At 41.8% G+C, this 23017-nt stretch carries 22 protein-coding genes; 15 read left to right on the forward strand and 7 right to left on the reverse strand.

What is annotated here, in order from left to right; all coding sequences use genetic code 11:
* Positions 1-13 precede the first annotated feature (13 nt).
* The 3 genes from JWQ54_RS25295 to JWQ54_RS25305 form a co-directional block, all read right to left on the reverse strand.
* On the reverse strand, positions 14-436 hold the full coding sequence (locus JWQ54_RS25295) for a hypothetical protein (protein ID WP_299590600.1): 423 nt from the start codon (positions 434-436) through the stop codon (positions 14-16).
* Between the two features lie 53 nt (positions 437-489).
* The gene (locus JWQ54_RS25300) at positions 490-915 is read right to left on the reverse strand and encodes a hypothetical protein (RefSeq protein ID WP_299590601.1); all 426 of its coding nucleotides are present in this window, start codon (positions 913-915) and stop codon (positions 490-492) included.
* Positions 916-1033: 118 nt separating this feature from the next.
* Entirely contained in the window at positions 1034-1423 is a 390-nt protein-coding gene (locus JWQ54_RS25305) for a hypothetical protein (protein ID WP_299590602.1), read from the reverse strand.
* A 329-nt stretch (positions 1424-1752) separates the two neighbouring features.
* On the opposite strand from JWQ54_RS25305, the gene JWQ54_RS25310 reads away from it, so the two are divergent.
* Positions 1753-2811: a hypothetical protein gene (locus JWQ54_RS25310; protein ID WP_299590603.1), complete on the forward strand. Its 1059-nt coding sequence runs from the start codon at positions 1753-1755 to the stop codon at positions 2809-2811.
* Positions 2812-2861: 50 nt separating this feature from the next.
* Here JWQ54_RS25310 and JWQ54_RS25315 read toward each other — a convergent pair whose 3' ends face one another.
* Positions 2862-3248, reverse strand: a complete 387-nt coding sequence (locus tag JWQ54_RS25315) for a response regulator (RefSeq protein ID WP_299590605.1) — start codon at positions 3246-3248, stop codon at positions 2862-2864.
* 398 nt (positions 3249-3646) lie between these two features.
* On the opposite strand from JWQ54_RS25315, the gene JWQ54_RS25320 reads away from it, so the two are divergent.
* From JWQ54_RS25320 to JWQ54_RS25330, 3 genes are read left to right on the forward strand one after another with little or no spacing between them, the layout of a single operon-like run.
* A complete protein-coding gene (locus JWQ54_RS25320; RefSeq protein ID WP_299590607.1) occupies positions 3647-4054 on the forward strand; it encodes an EVE domain-containing protein in 408 nt (135 codons plus the stop codon).
* A 4-nt stretch (positions 4055-4058) separates the two neighbouring features.
* Positions 4059-5186 carry a carbohydrate-binding family 9-like protein gene (locus JWQ54_RS25325; protein ID WP_299590609.1) on the forward strand — a complete coding sequence of 376 codons (1128 nt, stop codon included), beginning with the start codon at positions 4059-4061 and terminating at the stop codon, positions 5184-5186.
* Positions 5183-6265: a family 10 glycosylhydrolase gene (locus JWQ54_RS25330; protein ID WP_299590610.1), complete on the forward strand. Its 1083-nt coding sequence runs from the start codon at positions 5183-5185 to the stop codon at positions 6263-6265. Before JWQ54_RS25325 ends, JWQ54_RS25330 begins: the two co-directional genes overlap by 4 nt.
* Positions 6266-6429: 164 nt before the next feature.
* On the opposite strand, the gene JWQ54_RS25335 is transcribed toward JWQ54_RS25330, so the two are convergent.
* A complete protein-coding gene (locus tag JWQ54_RS25335) occupies positions 6430-6957 on the reverse strand; it encodes an acyl-CoA thioesterase (RefSeq protein ID WP_299590611.1) in 528 nt (175 codons plus the stop codon).
* Positions 6958-7163: 206 nt separating this feature from the next.
* On the opposite strand from JWQ54_RS25335, the gene JWQ54_RS25340 reads away from it, so the two are divergent.
* The 3 genes from JWQ54_RS25340 to JWQ54_RS25350 all read left to right on the forward strand — a co-directional run bounded on the left by JWQ54_RS25340 (position 7164) and on the right by JWQ54_RS25350 (position 11483).
* Positions 7164-7538 (forward strand): hypothetical protein, encoded by a 375-nt coding sequence (locus JWQ54_RS25340; RefSeq protein WP_299590612.1) that lies wholly within the window; start codon positions 7164-7166, stop codon positions 7536-7538.
* Positions 7539-7664: 126 nt separating this feature from the next.
* Positions 7665-11255, forward strand: a complete 3591-nt coding sequence (dnaE, locus tag JWQ54_RS25345; RefSeq protein WP_299590613.1) for a DNA polymerase III subunit alpha — start codon at positions 7665-7667, stop codon at positions 11253-11255.
* A gap of 51 nt (positions 11256-11306) precedes the next feature.
* Positions 11307-11483 (forward strand): addiction module protein, encoded by a 177-nt coding sequence (locus JWQ54_RS25350; protein ID WP_299590614.1) that lies wholly within the window; start codon positions 11307-11309, stop codon positions 11481-11483.
* A 193-nt stretch (positions 11484-11676) separates the two neighbouring features.
* Here JWQ54_RS25350 and JWQ54_RS25355 read toward each other — a convergent pair whose 3' ends face one another.
* Positions 11677-12453 (reverse strand): carboxypeptidase-like regulatory domain-containing protein, encoded by a 777-nt coding sequence (locus tag JWQ54_RS25355; RefSeq protein WP_299590615.1) that lies wholly within the window; start codon positions 12451-12453, stop codon positions 11677-11679.
* A 684-nt stretch (positions 12454-13137) separates the two neighbouring features.
* On the opposite strand from JWQ54_RS25355, the gene JWQ54_RS25360 reads away from it, so the two are divergent.
* A complete protein-coding gene (locus tag JWQ54_RS25360) occupies positions 13138-14622 on the forward strand; it encodes a glycine--tRNA ligase (RefSeq protein WP_299590616.1) in 1485 nt (494 codons plus the stop codon).
* A gap of 14 nt (positions 14623-14636) precedes the next feature.
* On the opposite strand, the gene JWQ54_RS25365 is transcribed toward JWQ54_RS25360, so the two are convergent.
* Entirely contained in the window at positions 14637-15977 is a 1341-nt protein-coding gene (locus JWQ54_RS25365; protein ID WP_367187138.1) for a putative sensor domain DACNV-containing protein, read from the reverse strand.
* Positions 15978-16070: 93 nt separating this feature from the next.
* Here JWQ54_RS25365 and radC point away from each other — a divergent pair, with 93 nt between their 5' ends.
* From radC to JWQ54_RS25400, 7 genes are all read left to right on the forward strand, one after another.
* Complete coding sequence (gene radC / locus JWQ54_RS25370) at positions 16071-16769, forward strand: DNA repair protein RadC (RefSeq protein WP_299590618.1); 699 nt, start codon at positions 16071-16073, stop codon at positions 16767-16769.
* A 174-nt stretch (positions 16770-16943) separates the two neighbouring features.
* Positions 16944-17177, forward strand: coding sequence for a hypothetical protein (locus tag JWQ54_RS25375; protein ID WP_299590619.1), 234 nt, complete (start codon positions 16944-16946; stop codon positions 17175-17177).
* A gap of 220 nt (positions 17178-17397) precedes the next feature.
* Entirely contained in the window at positions 17398-19797 is a 2400-nt protein-coding gene (gene pheT / locus JWQ54_RS25380) for a phenylalanine--tRNA ligase subunit beta (RefSeq protein WP_299590620.1), read from the forward strand.
* 170 nt (positions 19798-19967) lie between these two features.
* Positions 19968-20255: a hypothetical protein gene (locus tag JWQ54_RS25385; protein ID WP_073405404.1), complete on the forward strand. Its 288-nt coding sequence runs from the start codon at positions 19968-19970 to the stop codon at positions 20253-20255.
* Between the two features lie 19 nt (positions 20256-20274).
* Positions 20275-20568: a cell division protein ZapA gene (locus JWQ54_RS25390; protein ID WP_299590622.1), complete on the forward strand. Its 294-nt coding sequence runs from the start codon at positions 20275-20277 to the stop codon at positions 20566-20568.
* Positions 20569-20784: 216 nt separating this feature from the next.
* Entirely contained in the window at positions 20785-22353 is a 1569-nt protein-coding gene (gene rny, locus JWQ54_RS25395) for a ribonuclease Y (RefSeq protein ID WP_299590623.1), read from the forward strand.
* A gap of 72 nt (positions 22354-22425) precedes the next feature.
* The gene (locus tag JWQ54_RS25400) at positions 22426-22941 is read left to right on the forward strand and encodes a DUF962 domain-containing protein (RefSeq protein ID WP_299590634.1); all 516 of its coding nucleotides are present in this window, start codon (positions 22426-22428) and stop codon (positions 22939-22941) included.
* Positions 22942-23017 lie beyond the last annotated feature (76 nt).

Consider the following 23017-nt stretch of genomic DNA (forward strand, 5'->3'; position numbering starts at 1 on the left):
TGTTTTATAATGATCAGGTCTTCTCTGCAAATTTATCAATCGCCACTCTTACCCTATCATCCGGCGTTTCATCCATTTGAAACACAAGGGTAACTTTTCCGTCTTTTCCTTCAAGGGTTAGGGTTACAGGCTTGTCTTGTCCGTCGCGTTGGGCTACACCATGAATAACCGTTTTTCCTTCTTTAAAGGGCATACTCCAGTTACAGGCATTTGATTTTATTAGAGCGGTTATTTTGTGCTCGCCATTTACGGCAACATTAACCTCAGTTTTGCTTATTTCTATTACTACTGCTTCGTCCTCGGTTCGTATCAAAGCGCCGGCCGGATCGATATGGTCGGTTTTTGACGAATTAAGCACAACAGGTTTGTCGCATTGTGCAAAGCAGGCAACGCTTAAAGCTGCCAGTAAAGTGAGGGTTAATACTATTTTTTTCATTGCTTTTTAGTTTGATTTATAATGTTGGCTTAATTAACAAGTCTTGTTTGTGGTTAAGCCTTCTCCACAAACTTATCAATCCCTACACGCACCCTGTCACCAGGTTCGCCTTCCATTTCAAACAAAAGGGTAACCTTACCATCTTTACCTTCAATGGTTATGGTTACTTTTTTCTCTTCGCCATTGTCATTACTCATGTTTGCGTGGATAACGCTCTTTCCTTCTTTAAAGGGCACTGTCCAGTTACAGGTATTGTCGGTAATCGTACCGTTCATTTTATGATCGTCGTTTACGCTGATATCAATAGTTGTTTTGCTGATCTCGACCTGTGCTGTTTCATCATTTGTGCGGGTTACAGCACCGGCGGCATCCAAATGATCTGTTTTTGAAGAATTAAGCACCACTTTTTTATCGCATTGTGCAAAGCTTACCACGCTTAAACCTATCAGCAATGATAATGTCAGGATGATTTTTTTCATGATTTTTTATAATTAGTGATTTAGTGATTTATTAAATTAGTGTACTTGAACATTTTTTCTTTCAGACTTCCCGACTTTTCCCAACTAATCTCTGATCTCCAGACTCTAATCTCTACCCTTACCTCCCCTTCAAAACATTACTTATGCCATCGCACATTTTTTTAATACGCAGGTATGATGACGTGGAGTTTTTCTTTTTATCAATGACTATTTTCAGGTCACCCGGCGATTCCTTTATATAAAAATCTGTTCCGTCTTTAAGGGTGGTGGTCACATTAAAGTAGTCGTGAGTTGATTTGAAAAGGCTGTTGGGTTTAATGCTGTGGTTAATATAATTCTGCACCTTGCCGGTATAATCTTCATCAAATGAGGCGGTGTAGGTATAGGCATCATCGGTGTCTTTTACAGCGATAGATACATCGCCATTATTTTTTTGAAATTTTACCCAGCCTATGAAAATGCTCAAAGACACCAGGCAAAATGCGGCTATAAAAAAGCTTGTTTTCATTTTATTGTTGTTTAAGGTTAATGATCCTGTTTTGTTGGTTTAGTGGTTTTGTTTCTTATTAGACTGTTTGATTTGCTAATATGTTACAAAGATATATGTTAAATACAGTAATATGCAATACATAGTTCTATTTATTTTTTTAATAATTATGTAATTAACTAATAATGAGATAGATATTTTTATTATAAATTCAAATTCCGCAGATTAAAGTCGATATTTTTTAAAGTGAGCAATAAAAATCACAGTTATACAAAAAAGTAACATTTGGCAAAACGAAGCAATTTGGCTTTTATCAAAAACTAAATTTGAATAATCAATTCATAGCCATCATGAAAAAATTAACCTATACCCTAATGTTTTTCGCCGGCATTATTGTTGCCATGTCCTGTAAAAAAAGTGAAATCATATCTCCGGTAAACGAAGTAAACCAAAGTTCGCAGCTGGCAGTGGCAGCCAGTTCAACAAGCCTTAAAATTACCACAATAGCCGGCAATCCATTTCACTTCGGGGATGCAGACGGCGTTGGTAAGCAAGCATTGTTTAACAGCCCTTTTGGACTTGATTTGTCGGATGACGGGTACCTGTATGTGGTCGATGGGTATAATAACAAAATACGCAGGATCCTACTTTCAAATAATTCGGTAACCACAGTAAATATTCCGAAGGCGGCCGACGGTTCGTCAATTACAGGGCCATATGTTGTAAGAGTATCAAAAGACGGCACACTGAACATAATAGCTGAAGAACCGCACTTCGTATGGATAGTAAAGCCAGACGGCTCTGTTTTAACACCCGGCCATGCGCCTGAAGCCGTTTTGTCTCCCGACCTGGAACGTGATCCGTCAGGCAACTTTTTTTGGATGGCCGAGGTTGATTCGAAAACGGTTAACGGTCAATATACGCAGAAGGCTTACTTAAAGAAATTTTATATTAACGATGCCACCGGTACAATCGGCACGTCGCCTTTAAACCTAAATGTTAATTCAATAGAAGAAGAGGATAGGGCCTTTTTTGATATATTAGATTTTTACCCGGGATACAACGGTGTAAAGTATGTGGTGATAAACCATACCAAACTATATAAGCTCAGCTCGGCAGGCGTTTTTAGCCGGATTTATAAAGACATAGATTTGCATGAGATCTATAGCATGGTTTCCTCAAGAGACAGCCGCACATTATACCTGGCAGAATCCGGGCAAATAAGATGCATTGCCGACGGGGTACACAAGTTTTTGGCCGGACCAAATCCGACCTATCACGATGGCAGGGATGGAGTAGGTTCCGGTGCCGATATTTTTGCCTTTAAGCTGGCGCTTTCCAAAGATGAAAACACGCTTTATTTTAGCGATTTTAACACCAGCACCATCAGAAAGATGCAGCTGAAATAAATGGTTACTAATTAGGGCGGCGTTAAACATGGCGTTTATGCCTTGTTTGCTTATGCAGGCGGGTTCCGTTTAATCTTTGACTGCTTAATAGTGTCTGAAACAATTGCAATCAGTTCTTCTATCCCGAAAGGTTTTTGCAGGTAGGCATCAGCCCCGCACTCAGCAGCTATTGTTGCAAGGTTGTCAGCGCCGGAAACTAATATCACCGGTATTTTTGATGTAGATGGGTTCGCTTTTAAATCTTTACATAACAAGTGACCATACCCATTAGATAACCTTATATCCAAAACTATTAACTGAGCGCCAAACTCAATAACATCATCCACCGGCACATATTGATTAAAGGCTACCACCTCATGCCCCTCTTCCTCAAGGATCATTTCCATAAGTTCGAGGATCTTTACTTCATCCTCAAGTACAAGTATACGTTTGCTCATACAACAGTTTCGAATTCTCAGCATAACGTATATGTTAAAAGTTTGTTTCAAGCAGCAAATAAGTCACTTTCCAGAGAGGTCGTTTTGGACAGTAATTAACATTTTTATCGCTTTTTTATTTAAAATTAAAAGGCAGGAAATGCTCGTTTAAAGCAAAATATCGGGCAAATAAAGCATTTTGCTTTCGCATAGGTTAAGTGCGACTTCTTGTTTTCCAAAAAGTGAGAAATAGGGTTAGTCATTACACAATAAAGTAACAATTAATGAAAGTGAAAATCCTGAGGTTTACCAAAGGTTTAATTTATAGACTTAAATTATTTGCCCTACATCACCACACAAATGCCCCAAACCCGCTCTTCATTTTCCCCAAATTAATTACATTTGGCAAAAACCTTAATATGCAGTATTGGCTTGTAAAATCGGAACCGGAAAAATACAGTTGGGAAAAGTTTAATAAAGAAGGCCGCACCTTTTGGGATGGTGTTCGCAACTACCAGGCGCGTAATAATTTACGCGAAATGAAGGAGGGCGACCTGGTGTTATTTTACCACAGCAACGAGGGTAAAGAAGTGGTAGGCATTGCCAAAGTAGCCAAAGAATTTTACCAGGACCCAACCACCAGCGACCCAAATTGGGTAGTAATAGACCTTGTACCTGTTGAATCTTTAAAAACCCCGGTTACCCTTGAAGAAATAAAGGCCGATGAAAGTTTAAAGAATATTCATTTGGTTCGGCAGGGGCGTTTATCTGTAATGGGCCTTCAGCGGGAGGAGTTTGACCGCATTGTTGAACTTGGCAGCCGGTAAGCATATGAAAACGGACTTACAGGTTTGCTATTTGAAAATAATTATTGCTGCGCTGATCCTTTTTGGTACATCAGGTACTATGGCACAACCGCAGTTTAAGGGCCTTGAGCATTTATTTACCACCCCCAAAAGTTACGTGGCAGGCTATACAAAAAACGCCCCGTTAATTGATGGCGATATAAACGATGCCGCGTGGCAGCAGGCAAAATGGACGGATGATTTTATAGATATTGAGGGCGACCTTAAACCTCATCCGCCACTGCAAACAAACATAAAAATGCTTTGGGACGATACCTGCCTTTACATGGCAGTAAAGGTTATGGAACCGAATGTTTGGGCTACCCTGAAAAAACGTGATGACATCATCTTTATGGATAATGATGTAGAGGTTTTTATCGACCCTGGCAACACCACCCACGAGTATTTTGAAATAGAATGGAACGCCATAAATTCTGTTTTCGACCTGTTTTTGAACAAACCTTACCGCAACCTGGGCAAGCCCATAAGCAGCTGGGATATTAAAGGAATGCGGTCGGCTGTTAAAATACAGGGTACGCTGAATGACCCTTCGGATACAGATAAAGGGTGGACGGTTGAAATAGCAATCCCCTTCAAAGCCCTGAGCTTTGGTAACAGAAGGTCGGCGCCCGGAGAAGGCACTTTTTGGCGCTTCAACTTTTCGAGGGTGGAGTGGGATACCAAAGTGGTTAACGGCAAATATGAAAAGCTAAAAGATAATAACGGCCATAACCTGCCTGAGCATAATTGGGTTTGGAGCGCCCAGGGTATTGTAAATATGCATTACCCAGAACGCTGGGGCTATTTGCAGTTCACTAAAAACACGGATACTAACGCTGCGTTTGTTTTGCCCTATCCCGAACAACAAAAGCAATATTTATGGCTGGTTTATTACCGGCAAAAAGAATGGTTAAAAGAGCATAACAGCTATTCACAATCGTTAAAGGAGCTTGGCATTAATGGTATTGTAACTATAACCGGCAATGTGAGCGACTTGAAAATGGAGGCTACCCCGCACCAGTTTATGGCATTTATTACTGATAAAAAAGATAACTTAACTTACACCATTGACCAGGACGGCCTGGTTGGCAAACTAAAACAACAAACCCAATGAATAAACGCGAGTTTTTAAAAGCTGGCCTGGTAGTTGGCGCGGCATCAGCCTTACCCTATAAAGGTATGGCAGCAGAAATTACGGCAATCAAAAAACATAAAAAGTTCAAAAACTGGGTGTGGACCAACCCCAACCAAAAAGACACTGATGATGAACTTAATATCCGTTATACAGCTTTTAAGGCTGGCGGCATAACCGGGATATTTTTTGAAGCGGATAGCGAAAGGCATTTCCGTGCAGCTAAAGCTCATAGTCTTGAAGCGCACCGCTGGATCTGGACCTTTAACCGTGCCGAACTGGTAAGCATTCACCCTGATTGGTACAGCAAGAACCGCAACGGCGACTCGTGCGCTGATAAACCACCCTATGTAAATTACTACCGCTGGCTTTGCCCGTCGCGCCCTGAAGTGCAGCAATATTTGGAACAGCAGGTAAATGACATCCTGGATAAGGATTATGTAGACGGCATCCACCTGGATTATGTGCGTTACTGCGATGTGGTATTGCCGGTAAACTTGTGGGATAAATACAAAATTGAACAAACAAAAGAGCTGCCCGAGTATGATTATTGCTATTGCGAGGTTTGCAGGGCTAAATTTAAGGAGCAGTACGGAACAGATCTTTCTGAGATCCAATTCCCGGAAGCGAGCTTATCATGGCGCTTGTTCAGGTACAACAATATCATCAGGGTGGTAAACAGTATCTCTGCTATAGCACATCAGCATAAAAAATTAATTACTGCTGCCGTTTTCCCAACCCCCGAAGTTGCCCGCCGCAATGTAAGGCAGGACTGGACCAACTTTAAGCTTGATGGTGTTTGCCCGATGATCTATCATGGCTTTTATAAAGAAAATGTAGGTTGGATAGGTGATGCCGTTGCCGAAGGGATCCACTTTTTAGCCGGCGCCTTCCCGCTGTATGCAGGCCTTTATTTATCCGATTTTAAAAATGATGACGAAATAAGGCAAGGAATCCGGTTAGCGTTAAAAAATGGAGCATCAGGGGTTTCATTTTTTGGGAATGTAACACCGCAGGTGCTGGATATTTTGAAGAGTGAGTTGGCAGGTGTAAAATCCTAAAAAAATCTACAGGATAAAAAAGTAAGTCATGCTAATTTATTTCAGCACCTCACGTGCTAAGTATACGCCATGCTAATAAGCGGCGGGACCTGGCTCTTAGTTACCTTATGATGGGGTGCCGATCCGACCAGTTGGCGGACTGCATGACGCGAGGGGGATTAAATTTACTTCTCATGCCCCTCTCCAAAAAACAGCGCCTTCAGCTCCGTAGCTTCATCTGGCTTCATTTTGCCGGCAAGGATCAGGCGCAGCTGCCTGCGGCGAAGGGCCCCATCAAATAAAACCATATCTTCAATAGTTTCAGGGATCAGCTCAGGTACGGGGATGGTGTGGTTATTTTGATCAAGCGCCACAAATGTATAGTAGGCCTCGTTGCTTTTGATCCTGCTGCCCGATGGAATATTTTCGGCCCAAACATCAAGCCGTACTTCAACAGAGGTATTGAATGCCCGGGAAACCTTGGCCTCAATGGTTACCACATCGCCCAGCTTAATAGAGTGTTTAAAAGATACATTATCAACCGATGCGGTTACCACTATGCGGTTGCAATGTTTTTGTGCAGCAATAGCCGCAGCAATATCCATCCAATGCAATAAACGCCCTCCCATCAAATTATTCAATGTATTGGTATCATTCGGCAGCACCAGCTCATTCATTATAGTGTGCGATTCTTTGGGCGTTTTTCCTGTCATGGCGCAAATGTAAGCATAAAGCTCAAAGCATAAAGTCCAAAGCTTTAAATGCTTTCTGCTTTAAGCTCTGCACTTTTAGCTATTTATCCGCAAATGTAAGCATAAAGCTTAAAGCAGAAAGTCCAAAGCTTCAAATGCCTCATGGTTCAAAAAGAAAATTTAACTAACTTGCACAGTTGCACCTTGTCCTAAATAAAATGTTAAAAATGAAAAATATCCTGTTCCTTGCCTTAATCATGGTATCATTCGGCGTCAAAGCCCAGTCACAAGGTAAAACCGATGAACAGCTTCAAAAAGAATGTCTTGAGTTAGCCTATAAAAGCACTGATTATAAAAAAGTTTATGCCGATGTAACGGAGTTAAAGGCTAATATTAAATTGGCTAAAGACAACTCGCTATCCAGGGATACAGTGATGAAACAGTACAACAATTTGCTTGGTGGGTACATGGGTCATAAGGATACTTTTGATGAGGTAGACGCAAGGGTAAACAACGATGGCTATAAATTAATCCAAATGGTTTTGTTAAGAACAGCGGCAAAAATTGCCCGGGAAAAAGCTGCTGAATCGGATAAACACTAATCTTGCATGCATCAAATTTTTACTCGTTAATAATCAGCGTTTTTTATCAACAAATCCGAAATCGAACATCCGAAATCCGAAATTCACAATAACTTTGGTATCTTCATTAAAGGAAAAGAATAGACGATGCCCGATTTTTCACACTTACACGTACATACCCAATTTTCACTGCTCGACGGTGCTGCCGATATCTCAAAACTATACAAAAAAGCAGCTGCCGATGGGATGAAAGCCCTGGCTATTACCGATCATGGTAATATGTTTGGCGTGTTTAAGTTTGTGGCCGAAGCGGGTAAGCATAATATAAAACCTATTGTTGGCTGCGAGTTTTATGTGGTTGATGACAGGCATAAAAAGCAGTTCACCAAAGAGAAAAAAGATAAGCGTTATCACCAGTTGATGCTGGCTAAAAATCCTGAAGGGTATAAGAACCTAGTTAAGCTTTGCTCATTAGGTTACATGGAAGGCCTGTACAGCAAATGGCCCCGTATAGATAAAGAATTAATATTAAAATACCATAAAGGCTTAATAGCTACTACCTGCTGCCTGGGTGCATCGGTACCGCAAGCCATTTTAAGGGGTACTGAAGGAGAAGCAGAAACTGAGTTTAAATGGTGGCTTGACCTGTTTGGCGAAGATTATTACATCGAGATGCAGCGCCATGACATTCCCGAGCAAAATACGGTGAACGCGGTTCTTGCAAAATTCGCCAAAAAATATAATGTTAAGGTGATCTGTTCGAATGATTCGCATTATGTAGATCAGCAGGACTCGAATGCGCATGATATTTTACTTTGCGTAAACACCGGCGATATGCAGAGCACGCCCATAGCTACGGATGAAGAAGGTGGCAAGGGCTATAGGTTTGGTTTCCCTAATGATCAGTTTTACTTTAAAACGCAGGCCGAAATGGGCAAGCTGTTTAATGATATCCCGGAATCACTGGATAACACGAACGAGATTGTTGACAAGGTGGAAGTGCTTAAGCTAAAGCGGGACATCCTGCTGCCAAACTATGTTATCCCGCCTGAATTTAAGATCCACAGCGACAGTACGCCTGATTCTGACACCCTTAACCAATGGGAATACCTGAAACATCTTACATTTATGGGTGCAAAGGAGCGGTATATTGATATTGACGCCGAAACCGAAGAACGGATCAACTTTGAGCTGTTCACCATTCGCACCATGGGCTTTGCAGGGTACTTCCTAATAGTTGCCGACTTTATAAAGGCCGGCCGGGATATGGGCGTGTTCATCGGTCCGGGCCGTGGTTCGGCAGCGGGTTCGGTGGTGGCATATTGTACAGGGATCACCAACATCGACCCGATGAAATATAACCTCCTGTTCGAGAGGTTCCTTAACCCGGATCGTAAGTCGATGCCCGATATTGATACGGATTTTGATGATGCAGGCCGCCAGAAGGTTATTGACTACGTGGTTGATAAATATGGCAAGAACCAGGTAGCGCAGATAATTACTTATGGCTCCATGGCTGCCCGTACCAGCATCCAGGATGTGGGCCGTGTGCTGGATATGCCGCTATCTGAAATGAACGCCATCAAAAAGCTGGTACCTGACACTTTGGGCATCACCCTAAAAGATGCTATTGAGCAGGTACCCGAGTTGAAAGAGATCTTAAAAGGCAACGACCTGCGTGCCCAGGTATTGCGGGAGGCTGAAAAGCTGGAAGGATCGGTACGTAATACCGGAGTGCATGCTGCGGGAATCATCATTGCCCCTTATGATTTAACAGACATTGTTCCTGTCGCGGTAGCAAAAGACTCTGACCTGCTGGTTACCCAGTATGATGGCCGTGTTATTGAAGACGCCGGTGTTATCAAGATGGACTTTCTGGGCCTTAAAACCCTGACCATTTTGAAAGATGCTTTAAGGCTGATCAAACAAAATCATGGGGTATCCATTGATATAGATTACATTCCGCTGGATGATAAGGAAACTTTTGAGCTTTACCAGCGTGGCGATACCAACGGTACGTTCCAGTTTGAAAGTGACGGCATGCAGATGTACCTGCGCGAGCTTAAACCGGATAAGTTTGAGGATTTGATAGCCATGAACGCACTGTACCGTCCGGGCCCGATAGAGTATATCCCCAATTTCATCAGCCGTAAGCATGGGCGTGAACCTATCACCTTTGACGTGCCGGATATGGAGGAATACCTGGGCGAAACTTACGGGATTACCGTGTACCAGGAACAGGTGATGCTTCTGTCGCAAAAACTGGCAGGCTTTAGTAAAGGCGATGCTGACGTTTTGCGTAAGGCAATGGGTAAAAAGCAGATTGAGGTTTTGAATAAGATGGAGGCCCAGTTTATGGATGGGGCTGCCGCTAAAGGCCACCCTAAAGATAAGCTGACCAAGATCTGGAACGACTGGAAAGCATTTGCACAATACGCTTTTAATAAATCACACTCTACCTGTTATGCCTTTGTGGCTTATCAAACAGCCTATCTGAAAGCACACTACCCATCTGAATACATGGCGGCGGTTTTAAACAACCAGAACAACATGGAAAAGATCACCTTTTTTATGGAGGAATGCCGGAGAATGGGCGTTGAGGTTTTGGGGCCGGATATTAATGAAAGTGATATGGCATTTGCCGTTAACAGTAAGGGCCAGGTACGTTTTGGACTTACAGGGGTTAAAGGCGTGGGTGATAAAGCGGTTGAAAGTATTATTGAGGAACGTATGGAGCGCGGTCCGTATAAATCTGTTTATGATTTTGCACAGCGATCAAACACACGAAGTGTAAACCGTAAATCGTATGAGAACCTGGTTTATGGTGGTGCCTTTGATGAGTTTGGGCTGAACCGTGCACAGTTCTTCGCCAAAACAGATAACGGCGTATTAACAGGGGTTGAGCGTTTGATAAAATATGCTAATGACTACCAGAACACCCAAAATAGCTCCCAATCATCCTTATTTGGTGGCTCGGTAGCCTCTTATATTCCTGAGCCGGCCATGCCGGAAGCTGAAGAATGGCCGCTGATAGAAAAGCTGAAATATGAAAAAGATGTGATCGGGATCTACCTTACCGGACACCCGCTTGATAATTATAAGGTTGAACTGGAAAGGTTTTGTAACGCCAGCATAAGTGATTTAAAGATAATGCAAAAAGCTCGCTCAGGCGAGGGAGGCGAGGACATAATGAACGCATTTGCCAACCTGCGTAAAAAAGGCGAGGTCTGCATAGGCGGACTGGTAGGCAACGTACAGCACAAAATGACCAAAACGGGCAAGCCATTCGGCACCTTTGTTTTGGAAGATTATAACGAATCGTACGAGTTTGCCTTGTTTGGGGATGATTATGTAAAGTTCCGGAACATGATGGTTGACGGGTACTTTTTGCACCTGCGGGGCATTATTGAAGAGAAGTTCCGTCAGAAAGATAACTGGGATATGAAGATAACGGTAATGAGCCTGCTCTCTGAAATGCGCGATAAGCTCACCAAATCCCTGACCGTTTGCCTGGAGCTGAATGCGCTGAACAGTCGGCTGCTTGAAGACCTGCAGGGATTGATCACCACCAATAATCAAAAATACCCGGTTAAAAATTGTACCCTCAAGTTTATGATAAAAGACAGGGATGATAACATGCTGGTCGAGCTGCCGTCAAAAAACTTTAAGGTAAACCCAAGCGATGATTTAATGGCGGATATTTTTAATTTGACTAATGTGCAGCCGGTGTTGAATTAGGTTGATTTGAAGATTTGGTGATGTGGGGATTTGAAGATTAAATCACAGGGCATGGAGAAAGATAATATTGTAAGCGAAATAGATCCATGGGAGGATGGAGCTTTCCTAAAGGAATTAAAAAGCCGTATTGATGATATTGAAAGCGGGAAGACTAAAAGTATTTCCTGGGAAGAAGTAACACGCCGTGCCGAGGCCGAACTCAAAAAAAGACGTAATAATGCAAAGTAAATCAAACGATCGTCATTGCGAGGAACGAAGCAAACTCTGCATAGGACAATCAAGAACCTTTATGTTGATATTGACCTTACAGCCGCTTGATTAGTTGCCACGTGGCCTTTTACTCCTGTGCCTGGCTGGCGTAGAGATTGCTTTGAAGCAGGTTGCGAGCAACCAGCCGCGCAATGACGATGCGGATAGAACACTAATTCAGCCTAAAGACAGCCGTATCCTTTTTACCTGAGTTAAACAGCTCTTCCCCTTTCAGCCCCTCCTTCAAAAACTTCTTATAGCAATCCTTAATATAAAGCTCCATCTCATAATCGGTGACTTTATGGGCCAATTTATAATGGGGACGATAGCTCACCATAAATGCCGAAAGCGTATCGCCTTTTAAGCCGGTTACTTTTGCTACAAGGCCGTGGTTAAGCTTTTGGTTTACAAAGTCCGCCTGCTCATCGCGCAGCAATAATTTATTGAACTTGTATTCGCGGGTGCTTTTTTTGGTGAGCGCCCTGGCTAATCCAAGTACATCAATGGTGATCAGTTCGCCGGGGTTTTTAAGTGGTTTCCCTACAAAGGCATCCATAACTGTTGGCCCTTTGTAGTTAAACTGTTTGGCATAAAATGAGCGATTCTCTGCCGAATCCTTTTTAAATTCCCGCTCCCGGTTTGAGTGGATGATAACTTCTTTAAGCACTATTTTGGCAGGTTCCAGCTCAACGTGAACCGCAGCCATCACATTCCTGACCAGCGTTTTATAAGTTTTATAACCAAAGCAGGCGATCTTAAGGCTGTCATTACCCGACGTTGCAATATTGAATTCGCCAAAGGAATTGGTAAATGCCTGTTTGCTGCCAAGGGTTACTATAGCGCCGTTAACGGGTAGTTTTGTGTCTTTATCAACCACCTTGCCTTTTAGATGCTGACCATAACAACAGGTTGTTGCGATGAGAAATATAAATAACAGCAGGGATCTCATCAGGCAATAAAATTGGTGAGCAGGTTTAATCATTTACCCAAAAATAACCAACAGGAAATGGTTAACTAATTGTTTAACATCATTTAACAGATGGGTGTCCGTTCGTTTTTTTACCCCCGGTCCCCCAAACGGACGGACGCTTCATCCCGGTTATCAGCCTAAACTTTCTCTCTGAGAAAAACAGCGGGACCAATATTGATAAGCATAATAAGTTACCAGCTAAAAATGTGCTCATCTATACAAATCAATAGCAACTTCTGCTTTTCAACTGGAAATTTTCTACTGATAATTAATATAAGTATCCGTTTCCTCTGTAAATCTACCCAACTCCAGCTATTCTTTTTTCATTGGAACTCCTTCTACTGATAATTAATATAAATATTAATTAAAATACCTTACCCTTACCCAATTACCAGTATGATAAAGGATGGCTGTGCATTAAAAAGAAAAGAGTGGCTGGGATGGTTCTTGCTAACAAATTTATTCCAGTTATGCAAATAATATATTGTCTTTTTTTGATGCTTATTTAAGGGGGTGTCCGTCTGTTCGCTGGGCCCCTTCCCAAAAAACGAACGGACGCTTTTTAGTGCCCCGGGGTAAAATCTTTAACTCTTTTTCCTCTTTCGGACTTTACTGACTTCCGGACTTTCCGTCTTTCCCACAAAAACATATCTTTGCGCTATTATGAGCAAATCAACCGACGAACTTTTTAAAAACGTTATATCGCACGCAAAAGAATATGGCTTTGTTTTCCCGTCCAGTGAAATTTATGATGGCCTTAGCGCTGTTTATGACTACGGGCAATACGGCTCGGAGCTGAAGAATAACCTTAAAACCTACTGGTGGAAAGCTATAGTGCAGATGAATGAAAACATAGTCGGGATTGATTCTGCCATATTTATGCACCCGAAGATTTGGAAGGCAAGCGGTCACGTAGATGGTTTCAGCGACCCGATGATCGATAATAAAGACAGCAAAAAACGTTACCGTGCCGATCAGTTGCTTGAAGATAAAATTGAACGTTACAGCAAAGACGGTAAAACTGATAAGGCTGAAAAGTTGCAGACAGACATGGACGACGCCTTAAAAGCTGAAGATCTTCCCCGTTTGCGCGAATTAATTTTAGAACACGAAATAGCCGACCCGATTAGCGGCACCCGCAACTGGACGGAAGTACGCCAGTTTAACCTGATGTTCAGCACCCAGATGGGGGCGATAGCCGAAGATGCCGATGTGGTTTATCTTAGGCCTGAAACTGCGCAGGGCATCTTTGTGAATTATTTGAACGTACAAAAATCGGGCAGGATGAAAATTCCTTTCGGGATAGCGCAGATAGGTAAGGCATTCCGTAACGAGGTGATTGCGCGCCAGTTCATTATCCGAATGCGCGAGTTTGAGCAGATGGAGATGCAGTTCTTCGTACGCCCTGGCACGCAAAAGGAATGGTTTGAAAAGTGGAAAAAAACACGTTTAGACTGGCATTTGGCTTTAGGTACTGCTTCCGAAAAATACCGTTACCATGAGCATACCAAACTGGCTCATTATGCCGATGCTGCTTATGATATTGAGTTTGAATTTCCTTTCGGTTTTAAAGAGGTGGAAGGGATCCATAGCCGTACTGATTTCGATTTAAGTCAGCACCAGAAGTTCAGCAATAAAAAGATGCAGTACTTTGATCCGGAGACTGACCCGGATACCGGTAAGCCTTATGGCAACTATATCCCTTATGTTATTGAAACTTCTATCGGTTTAGACAGGATGTTTTTATTAACGATGATAAACGCCTTTGAAGAGGAGGATTTAAGCACCGAAGAAAAACAGGACAGTCGCACCGTATTACGCTTACATCCATGCCTGGCGCCTGTTAAGGCAGCTATTTTCCCACTGATAAAGAAAGACGGTTTGCCCGAAAAGGCGCGCGAGATAATGGATAAGCTGAAGCTTGACTTTAACCTGCAATACGAGGAGAAAGATGCTATAGGTAAACGTTACCGCCGCCAGGATGCTATTGGTACGCCTATTTGTATCACTGTTGATCACCAGACTTTAGAAGATAACACCGTAACTATTCGCTACCGCGATACCATGCTGCAGGAACGCGTTGATGCCCGTGAGCTTGAAAAGATTTTGGGCGATATGGTGAGCTGGAAGAATTTATTGGTGGGATAAGGTTTGCAAGTCGGTTATTTTAATGAAGGTGATGGGCGTCTAATTTTGGAACTCCTTAAAAAATGTTGCGTTTTGATATTTTCCCAAACTACCAACTTTTCGTTAACTCTTGTGACTGCCCTGATATCACCATCTTGAGAAACAACGAATCCGAAGCTGCCTTTATGTTTCCAACAATATGAAAACATAGACCGATGACGAGTACCAAAATGATTTGGATCTGAGGGGGTCAATGAGACCGTGGACCCTTTTGCGGTAGACGATATGAAAATCTTTTCAGGCAGGTCTTTTGTTTTTAATACAACGCCAAATCCTTCAGATTCAAATTGTTCATTAAATAAGACAAGCCCATCAACACCAGTTTGAGATGCAATAAATCGTATTGCACCTTTCAACTCGTCATAAGTGTCTTTTTTTTCATTTTCAGATATCTGTTCGTCAAGATAAAGCGAGGAGGAAATAGTTTTTTTTTGATCGTCTAATCTTTCCATAATTATATTGGACGCATTGTAATTAATTATGGTTTGTTTGATCAAATCGACTATAGAAGAAGGAATTCTAATATACTTGGCTTTATATTTTATATCAAGGTCATCCGAATTGTTATTTGTAAACAATATCGCACCCCCATGCTTGTAGTTTTGTATTCGTAGCAGCAACCTCGACAAAGTTTCTCTAAAAATAACATCAATCCAGTCGTTCCATTCAATTATGCTATCAAAAGAATATTCATCTTTCAATTCCTTTTCAATTTTTAACTTAAATGGACTTACTTTTTCTTTTAAAAGTGATGATATTGGACCTAATCGAAGAACGTCAATATACTTGGTTACCAATTTATCTTGTTTCAGATTTGCTATTAATTCATAGTCGAATAATACGATTATATTTCCGATGCCGGTTATTGAAGATTGAAATAGACCTGGCTGCTCCGCGCCCGACTCTGTTTCATAATTTAAGAAGCTCTGATAATGAACAGATTGATCAATCATTCCCCAAATAAATAAATTCATGTTTTCATCGTAAAAAACAGCTAGCGATGAACTCCATGGATCAGCAGCTTTTGATAATTTTACCAATGATGCTATTGTGTAAGGTATCGGGTTTTCAAACTTAATGTATTGCCATCTATCTGCAACAATCCGCAACGGTGGTTTTGGATCTGGATTTAAAGGGTCGATTAATGTAATTGTGACTTTTAATAAGTTGCTTTCTTCAGTTTTCATACTCGTGTAGAACAGGCACTCAATTAATTTATTAATTACTATAAGTGGTGGTGGAGTTGTCTTAGTACCTGTGATCCTATTGAATATATATTTGGCTAAATCTTTTGGTTTGGAGATTTTGTTCAGCATAGTGATTTTGGTTTAACTTTCTCTAAAATATGAAAGTTAATCTTTATTTTGGCTAACTTGATTAAAAAATCAGATTAATAAAATTTAAATTACTTGAGCGACTCCTATACCAAAATCGGCATAAAATCATGGGCAGAAGAAGACCGCCCGCGCGAAAAACTAAGCGGGCAGGGCAGGCGCGCATTAACAGATGCCGAGCTGATAGCTATATTGATAGGCTCCGGCAGCCGGAATGAAACCGCGGTGGAGCTGAGCAAGCGCATTTTGCATCATTACGGCAACGATCTGAACAAGCTGGGCAAGGCCTCTATAGCTGAGCTCTCCAACTTTAAAGGCATCGGCGAAGCCAAAGCAATCTCCATAATAGCTGCGCTTGAAATTGGCAGGCGAAGAAATGATATGGAAAGCCCGGTTTCGGAACAAATCAATAGCAGCAGGGATGCCTACAACCAGATGAAGCGCCATTTGGTTGATCTGAATCATGAAGAATTCTGGATCCTGCTCACCGGCCGTTCACAAAAATTTATTGCTAAGGAACTGGTAAGCAAAGGTGGGTTATCAGCAACAATTGTTGACCCTAAGATCATCTTCGGTTTGGCATTACAACACCAGGCCAGCCATATTTTTCTTATACACAACCATCCCTCAGGTAATTTAAAGCCAAGTCATGAGGATTTGCACATAACCAAAAGATTGGTGGATGCAGGCCGATTACTGGATATTAAAGTCCTTGACCATCTGATTATCACCAACGAGGGTTTTTATAGCTTCGCTGATGAAGGGCTGTTTTGAGCGAAGGTGAAAGCTGAAAGGTAAAAGGCAAAAACTCAAAGATTGTGGATGAGAAGCTGGATTTTTTCTTTCGGACTTTACTGACTTTTTCGACTTCCGGACTATCTTTTACCTTTTTTTCTGAAACATCCCATTCATTTTAACGTTAACTTTGAATAATTAAATTTAACAGCTATGATAACTCCGGATAATCAAATACCCATTGACGATGCAGACAACAATGAGTCTGACGATCAGCAAAGCCAGAAAGATGTACATTCAAACGGTTTGGATGATATCCCTGAGCCTGGCGATACAGTTGACTACGCCGATCCTGATAAGCTAAAACGCGCTTACGATGCCGCAGAATCATCATACACGCTTAACTTAGGTGACGATGGCGATACGGATACGGGCGATGATGAATAAGGTGAAAGGTAAAAGGCGAAAGGTAAAAGGTTTTTGAATATCGAATAATGAATATTGAATTTTAAATAAAGAAGTACCAATATTCCGCAATTGGCATTCCGAATTCCGCATTAACTTTCGCCTTCACCATTTTTAAAAGCCTTTCGCCCTTAACCTTTCACCTTTTACCTTTCTCCTTTCCGCGCCAAATCCTATCTTTGCCGATTATCATTTCGCTATAATGAAGATATCATATAACTGGCTTAAAGAATTTATTGATACAGATAAAACTCCCGAAGAGATCTCGACCATATTAACAGGTACAGGTTTGGAGGTGGAAAGCCTTGAAAAAGTGCAGCCTATCCCCGGCGGTCTTGAAGGTTTGGTGGTTGGATTTGTGAAGGAACGTTCCCAGCATCCCAATGCCGACAGGCTCAGCATCACCAAAGTTGATGTGGGAGCAGGTGAGGACTTGCAGATTGTTTGCGGTGCGCATAACGTTGCTGCAGGGCAAAAAGTAGTGGTGGCCACGGTTGGTACAACCGTTTACCCAACCGTTGGCGAGCCGTTTAAGATCAATAAATCAAAAATACGCGGCGAGGTATCTGAAGGAATGATCTGTGCCGAGGATGAGATAGGCCTGGGAACCGACCATGCCGGTATTATGGTGCTTAATACTGATGCAGAAATTGGCACATTAGCTAAAGACTATTTTAAATTAAACGACGATTACCTTTACGAAATTGGCTTAACCCCCAACCGTGCCGATGCAACTTCGCATTTGGGTACTGCAAGGGATATTGCTGCATTTTTAAAGATCGCTGTTAAAAGACCTGATGTTTCGGCATTTAAGGTTGATAACACCAGCAGGACTATTAAGGTTGTGGTAGAGAATGAGGCTGCAAGTCCAAGGTATTCTGGTTTAACTATCTTAGGTGTTGAGGTTAAGGAATCACCAAAATGGCTGAAGGAAAGGCTGGCTGTTATCGGGATCCGTTCCATCAATAACATTGTTGATGCTACCAATTATGTGCTGCACGATCTTGGTCAGCCGTTACACGCTTTTGATGCCGATGCCATTAAGGGCGATACGGTTATCGTTAAAAATTATCCCGAAGGAACTATCTTTAAAACATTGGACGATGTGGAGCGCAAGCTTTCTGCGGATGATTTGATGATAGGCAATGCCGAAGCGCCAATGTGTATAGCCGGTGTTTTTGGCGGAGCAGAATCGGGCGTAAAAACATCCACAAAAAATATCTTTTTAGAAAGCGCTTATTTTAATGCGGTTTCAGTTCGTAAAACATCCAAACGTCATGGCCTAAAAACCGATGCTTCGTTCAGGTTTGAGCGCGGTACCGATCCGGATATGACGCTGTTTGCCCTTAAGCGTGCAGCATTGCTGATAAAGGAAGTGGCAGGTGGGAGTATCTCGTCAGAAATTTCAGATCATTATCCAAACCCGGTGGGGCCATTTGCCATTGAGGTTACCTATAAAAATATCCACAGGCTGATAGGTAAGGAAATTCCGCATGGCGAAATAAAAGGCATTCTTACCGCATTGGATATTGAGATTGTTGGCGAAACTGGTGAGGGGCTTTCATTAAGGGTTCCGCCATACCGTGTGGATATTACCCGCGAGGTGGATATTGTGGAAGAAATCTTAAGGATCTATGGTTACAATAACATCGAGATCCCCACACAGATCAGGGCATCGTTAAATACATCTGTAAGGCCTGAGAAAGATACCGTGCAGAATTTAATTTCTGATATGCTTAGCGCCAATGGCTTTAATGAGATCATGTCGAACTCGCTAACCAAATCTGCCTATTCGTCAAACCTTGATAAGGCGGTTAAGATCCTGAACCCATTAAGCGGTGATCTGGATGTGATGCGCCAAACGCTGATCTATTCGGGTCTTGAAGCTATCGCCTACAACACAAACCGTAAACATGCCGACTTAAAATTATACGAGTTTGGTAAGGTTTACGAGGTTAATGAAGATAAATATACCGAAACACAAAGGTTTGCCCTGTTTATATCAGGCGTTGATAAGCCCGAGCAATGGAACCAGAAGGCAAAGCAGGTATCGTTTTATAACCTGAAAGCTATTGTTGATGGCATCATCACTAAATTAAACATCAGCGACCTAACCCTGGAGGAATCAACCTGTAAAAAGCTGAGCTGGGGCATGCAGTACAACCGTAACGGCAAGCAGTTGGTTAAATTTGGCAAAGTATCGCCTGATGCATTGAAAAAGGTTAATGTGGATAAGGAAGTTTTTTGTGCAGATTTTAATTTCGATATGATATTGGCAGCCGTACGTAAAAACAAGATCGTTTTCCAGGATGTATCAAAGTTCCCGGCGGTAAAACGCGATCTTTCTATGTTGATTGATAAATCGGTTACGTTTGGTCAATTGAAGCAAATAGCCGAAAGAACCGAGCGTAAGCTGTTGCAGGATATAAGTGTGTTTGATGTTTACGAAGGTGATAAGCTGCCGGCCGGAAAAAAATCCTACGCGCTAAGTTTTATTTTACAGGATAGTGAAAAGACTTTAACCGATAAAGCAATAGACAGCATTATGCAAAAGTTAATTTATAATTTAGGAAAAGAAGCGGGAGCGGAGATTCGTAAATAGAGACTAGTTAATCAGAGATTAGAGATTAGTTGATTGGAGGGGGGCACTATCATTAATCCAAAACTAATCTGTGGTCTCTAACCTCTAATCACTATATTTGTTAATAATTAATTAATATTATAAAATTATAATCTAATCTCTGGTCTTTGACCTCTGATCACTAACAACCAATGGCCTTAGCAGAGCAATTAAATACAATTGTAGAAAGAACGGAGCGCTTAATTGAGCTTTGTGCCGCTTTGCAGGAGGAAAATGACTTATTGAAACTGGAGAGTGAAGCGCTTTCAGTAGCCCTTGATGCCAGTAAAAATAAGACAAAAGAGCTTGATGAAAAGCTCCGCGCATTGAAGATGGCGAAGTCATTTTCAGAAACAAATGAAAAAAGTCTTGACATAAAGCAAAAAATTAACGAATTTGTGCAAGAAATAGATAAGTGTATTGTATTATTGAAAAAATAATACAAAAAGTGAAGCTCAAATGGGAGAAATCTCAATAAAAATAAACATTGCTGACAGAGTTTACCCCTTAAAGGTAAACATGGAAGAGGAAGAAATAATACGTAGGGCAGCCAAGCTGATTAATGACCGGATAAAGGAATATCAGGAAAATTATGCAGTGAGGGATAAACAAGATCTGCTTTCAATGTGCGTGCTGCATTATGCAACATCGTCATTAAAGGCTGATATGAAGGTTACCGTAGAGGATACAGAAGTAACGGAGAAGGTTTACCAGTTGGATTATTTGTTATCGGAGTTTTTTTCAAAGCAATAACGTTCTTTACATATAAACAGAGCAATTAAGATTTAACCGCAGTTAAATTTTAAGTTTCACTATTGAAAACTTAACACTTCTATATGGGTGGATCTAAGTGGCATACGTTAATCGTAATGGTTTAAACGGAGCCCGGGATCCGTATCCGAAATGAAGTTTTAAATACATGAAGCTTAAATATTAGTTGCGGTTTTTTTATTTATACCAATTACAGACATGAGTACAACATTATTATACCTTATCATCGGTGTGTTGATAGGGGGCCTTCCGGGTTTCATCCTTGGACGCTTTTTACTGAAAAAACTTTTTAAAGACCAGGAAGTATCGGCTCAAAATAAAGTGAAAAAGATTTTGAAGGATGCAGAAAATGATGCTGAGATCCTTAAAAAGAATAAATTACTGGAAGCTAAAGAGCGGTTTTTACAATTGAAAGCCGAGCATGAGCAGGAGATAAATGCTAAGAATAACAACATTAACCAGCGCGAGAACGGCATTAAACAAAAGGAGCAATCCTTAAACCAGCGTTTAGAGAATCAGAACCGTAAGGATACTGAGCTGGACAACCTCCGCAAAAACCTGGAAAAGCAAACTGAAATCGTTCTTAAAAAGCAGGAAGACGTTGAAGTGCTCAAAAACTCGCACGTACAGCAGCTGGAAACTATTGCTGGCTTATCTGCCGAGGATGCTAAGAATCAGCTGGTTGAAAACCTGCGTGAAGAAGCCCGCAGCAAGGCTATGGCACAAATAAAGGATATTGTTGACGAAGCCAAACTGACAGCTACAAAAGAAGCCAAGAAAATAGTTATCCAAACCATCCAGCGTACGGCTACTGAAGCAGCAATTGAAAACACAGTTTCTATTTTCAATATAGAGAATGACGAGATAAAAGGCCGCATCATCGGTCGTGAAGGCAGGAATATCCGTGCGCTTGAAGCAGCTACCGGCATAGAGATCATTGTGGATGATACACCTGAAGCCATCATCCTGTCAGGCTTTGACCCGGTTAGGCGTGAGATTGCCCGTTTGGCCATGCACCGCCTGGTAACGGACGGACGGATCCACCCGGCACGTATTGAAGAGATAGTTGCCAAAACCAAAAAACAGATAGAAGAAGAAATAGTTGAAATAGGTGAGCGCACCGTGATTGACCTCGGCATTAGTGGCCTGCATCCGGAGCTGATCCGTATGGTTGGCAGGATGCGTTACAGGTCATCATACGGGCAAAACCTGTTACAGCACTCCCGCGAGGTAGCAAACTTCTGCGCTACTATGGCAGCTGAATTGGGCCTGAATGTTAAACTTGCCAAACGTGCCGGCTTATTGCATGATATTGGTAAAGTGCCTGATGATAACCCGGAATTGCCACACGCAATTTTAGGGATGCAGCTTGCTGAAAAATATAAAGAGCACCCAGAGGTTTGTAACGCCATTGGCGCCCACCATGATGAGGTGGAAATGACTTCCATGCTATCGCCGATAATCCAGGTTTGTGACGCTATATCAGGCGCAAGGCCGGGCGCACGCCGCGAAGTGGTTGAAAGCTACATCAAACGTTTAAAAGAGCTTGAGGAGCTTGCGTTATCATATCCTGGCGTCGAAAAAACATTCGCTATCCAGGCTGGTCGTGAATTACGTGTTGTTGTGGAAAGCGAAAAGATCAGCGATGCACAATCAGAAATACTGGCAGCTGATATCTCAAACCGGATCCAAACCGAAATGACCTATCCGGGTCAGATCAAAGTTACCGTTATAAGGGAAACAAGGTCGGTAGCATTTGCTAAATAAAATTAATCATAAGCCTCTCTGTAAAAGGAGGGGGTTTTATAAACTGTGGCAACTAACAATAAAAGCACAAAAATGCATACTGGCGGTTCTGCATTAGCGGATAAACGGCCGGTTGATATTTATTTTGATAAATATGCCGAAAGCCATCAAAACCCAACCAATGAGCTTATTCATTGGATCTGCGTACCACTCATAGTATTTAGTTTGCTGGGACTGGTTTGGGCAATTCCGTTTCCTTACATTAAATTTTTAGGTCAATATAATGGGTTCCTTAACTGGGCATCGTTTTTAATTGGCTTCAGCGTATATTACTATTACAAGCTTTCGCCGGCGCTCTCCTATTTAATGCTGCTTATATTATTTGGATTTAGCTACGGAGTTATAGAGCTGGAAACATGGCAAAAAGCAGGTGGCCCGGCTATATGGCAGGTATGCCTGGTTATTTTTGCACTTTCATGGGTGGGGCAATTTATAGGGCATAAAATTGAGGGCAAAAAACCCTCTTTTTTAGACGATCTTAAGTTTCTGCTTATTGGCCCCATATGGCTGCTTCATTTTATATTTAAGAAGTATTCTATTAAATATTAGAAAGAAAAGAGCCATGAATCAAGAGGTCAAGAGTCAGGAAAGATAGTGGCTCTTGTTGCTGATACCTGTTAGTCTT

The sequence above is a fragment of the Mucilaginibacter sp. genome (assembly GCF_028288225.1).
Classification (GTDB): Bacteria; Bacteroidota; Bacteroidia; order Sphingobacteriales; family Sphingobacteriaceae; genus Mucilaginibacter.

What these genes read in the sequence shown, in the direction of transcription:
- JWQ54_RS25335 (WP_299590611.1), bottom strand. Translation starts at nt 6,957, where the DNA reads ATGACAGGAAAAACGCCCAAAGAATCGCACACTATAATGAATGAGCTG.
- JWQ54_RS25375 (WP_299590619.1), top strand. Translation starts at nt 16,944, where the DNA reads ATGATAACTCCGGATAATCAAATACCCATTGACGATGCAGACAACAAT.
- JWQ54_RS25400 (WP_299590634.1), top strand. Translation starts at nt 22,426, where the DNA reads ATGCATACTGGCGGTTCTGCATTAGCGGATAAACGGCCGGTTGATATT.
- JWQ54_RS25315 (WP_299590605.1), bottom strand. Translation starts at nt 3,248, where the DNA reads ATGAGCAAACGTATACTTGTACTTGAGGATGAAGTAAAGATCCTCGAA.
- JWQ54_RS25300 (WP_299590601.1), bottom strand. Translation starts at nt 915, where the DNA reads ATGAAAAAAATCATCCTGACATTATCATTGCTGATAGGTTTAAGCGTG.
- JWQ54_RS25330 (WP_299590610.1), top strand. Translation starts at nt 5,183, where the DNA reads ATGAATAAACGCGAGTTTTTAAAAGCTGGCCTGGTAGTTGGCGCGGCA.
- JWQ54_RS25340 (WP_299590612.1), top strand. Translation starts at nt 7,164, where the DNA reads ATGAAAAATATCCTGTTCCTTGCCTTAATCATGGTATCATTCGGCGTC.
- dnaE (WP_299590613.1), top strand. Translation starts at nt 7,665, where the DNA reads ATGCCCGATTTTTCACACTTACACGTACATACCCAATTTTCACTGCTC.
- JWQ54_RS25295 (WP_299590600.1), bottom strand. Translation starts at nt 436, where the DNA reads ATGAAAAAAATAGTATTAACCCTCACTTTACTGGCAGCTTTAAGCGTT.
- JWQ54_RS25355 (WP_299590615.1), bottom strand. Translation starts at nt 12,453, where the DNA reads ATGAGATCCCTGCTGTTATTTATATTTCTCATCGCAACAACCTGTTGT.
- JWQ54_RS25305 (WP_299590602.1), bottom strand. Translation starts at nt 1,423, where the DNA reads ATGAAAACAAGCTTTTTTATAGCCGCATTTTGCCTGGTGTCTTTGAGC.
- JWQ54_RS25320 (WP_299590607.1), top strand. Translation starts at nt 3,647, where the DNA reads ATGCAGTATTGGCTTGTAAAATCGGAACCGGAAAAATACAGTTGGGAA.
- JWQ54_RS25390 (WP_299590622.1), top strand. Translation starts at nt 20,275, where the DNA reads ATGGGAGAAATCTCAATAAAAATAAACATTGCTGACAGAGTTTACCCC.
- JWQ54_RS25310 (WP_299590603.1), top strand. Translation starts at nt 1,753, where the DNA reads ATGAAAAAATTAACCTATACCCTAATGTTTTTCGCCGGCATTATTGTT.
- pheT (WP_299590620.1), top strand. Translation starts at nt 17,398, where the DNA reads ATGAAGATATCATATAACTGGCTTAAAGAATTTATTGATACAGATAAA.
- JWQ54_RS25325 (WP_299590609.1), top strand. Translation starts at nt 4,059, where the DNA reads ATGAAAACGGACTTACAGGTTTGCTATTTGAAAATAATTATTGCTGCG.
- JWQ54_RS25360 (WP_299590616.1), top strand. Translation starts at nt 13,138, where the DNA reads ATGAGCAAATCAACCGACGAACTTTTTAAAAACGTTATATCGCACGCA.
- JWQ54_RS25365 (WP_367187138.1), bottom strand. Translation starts at nt 15,977, where the DNA reads ATGCTGAACAAAATCTCCAAACCAAAAGATTTAGCCAAATATATATTC.
- rny (WP_299590623.1), top strand. Translation starts at nt 20,785, where the DNA reads ATGAGTACAACATTATTATACCTTATCATCGGTGTGTTGATAGGGGGC.
- JWQ54_RS25385 (WP_073405404.1), top strand. Translation starts at nt 19,968, where the DNA reads ATGGCCTTAGCAGAGCAATTAAATACAATTGTAGAAAGAACGGAGCGC.
- JWQ54_RS25350 (WP_299590614.1), top strand. Translation starts at nt 11,307, where the DNA reads ATGGAGAAAGATAATATTGTAAGCGAAATAGATCCATGGGAGGATGGA.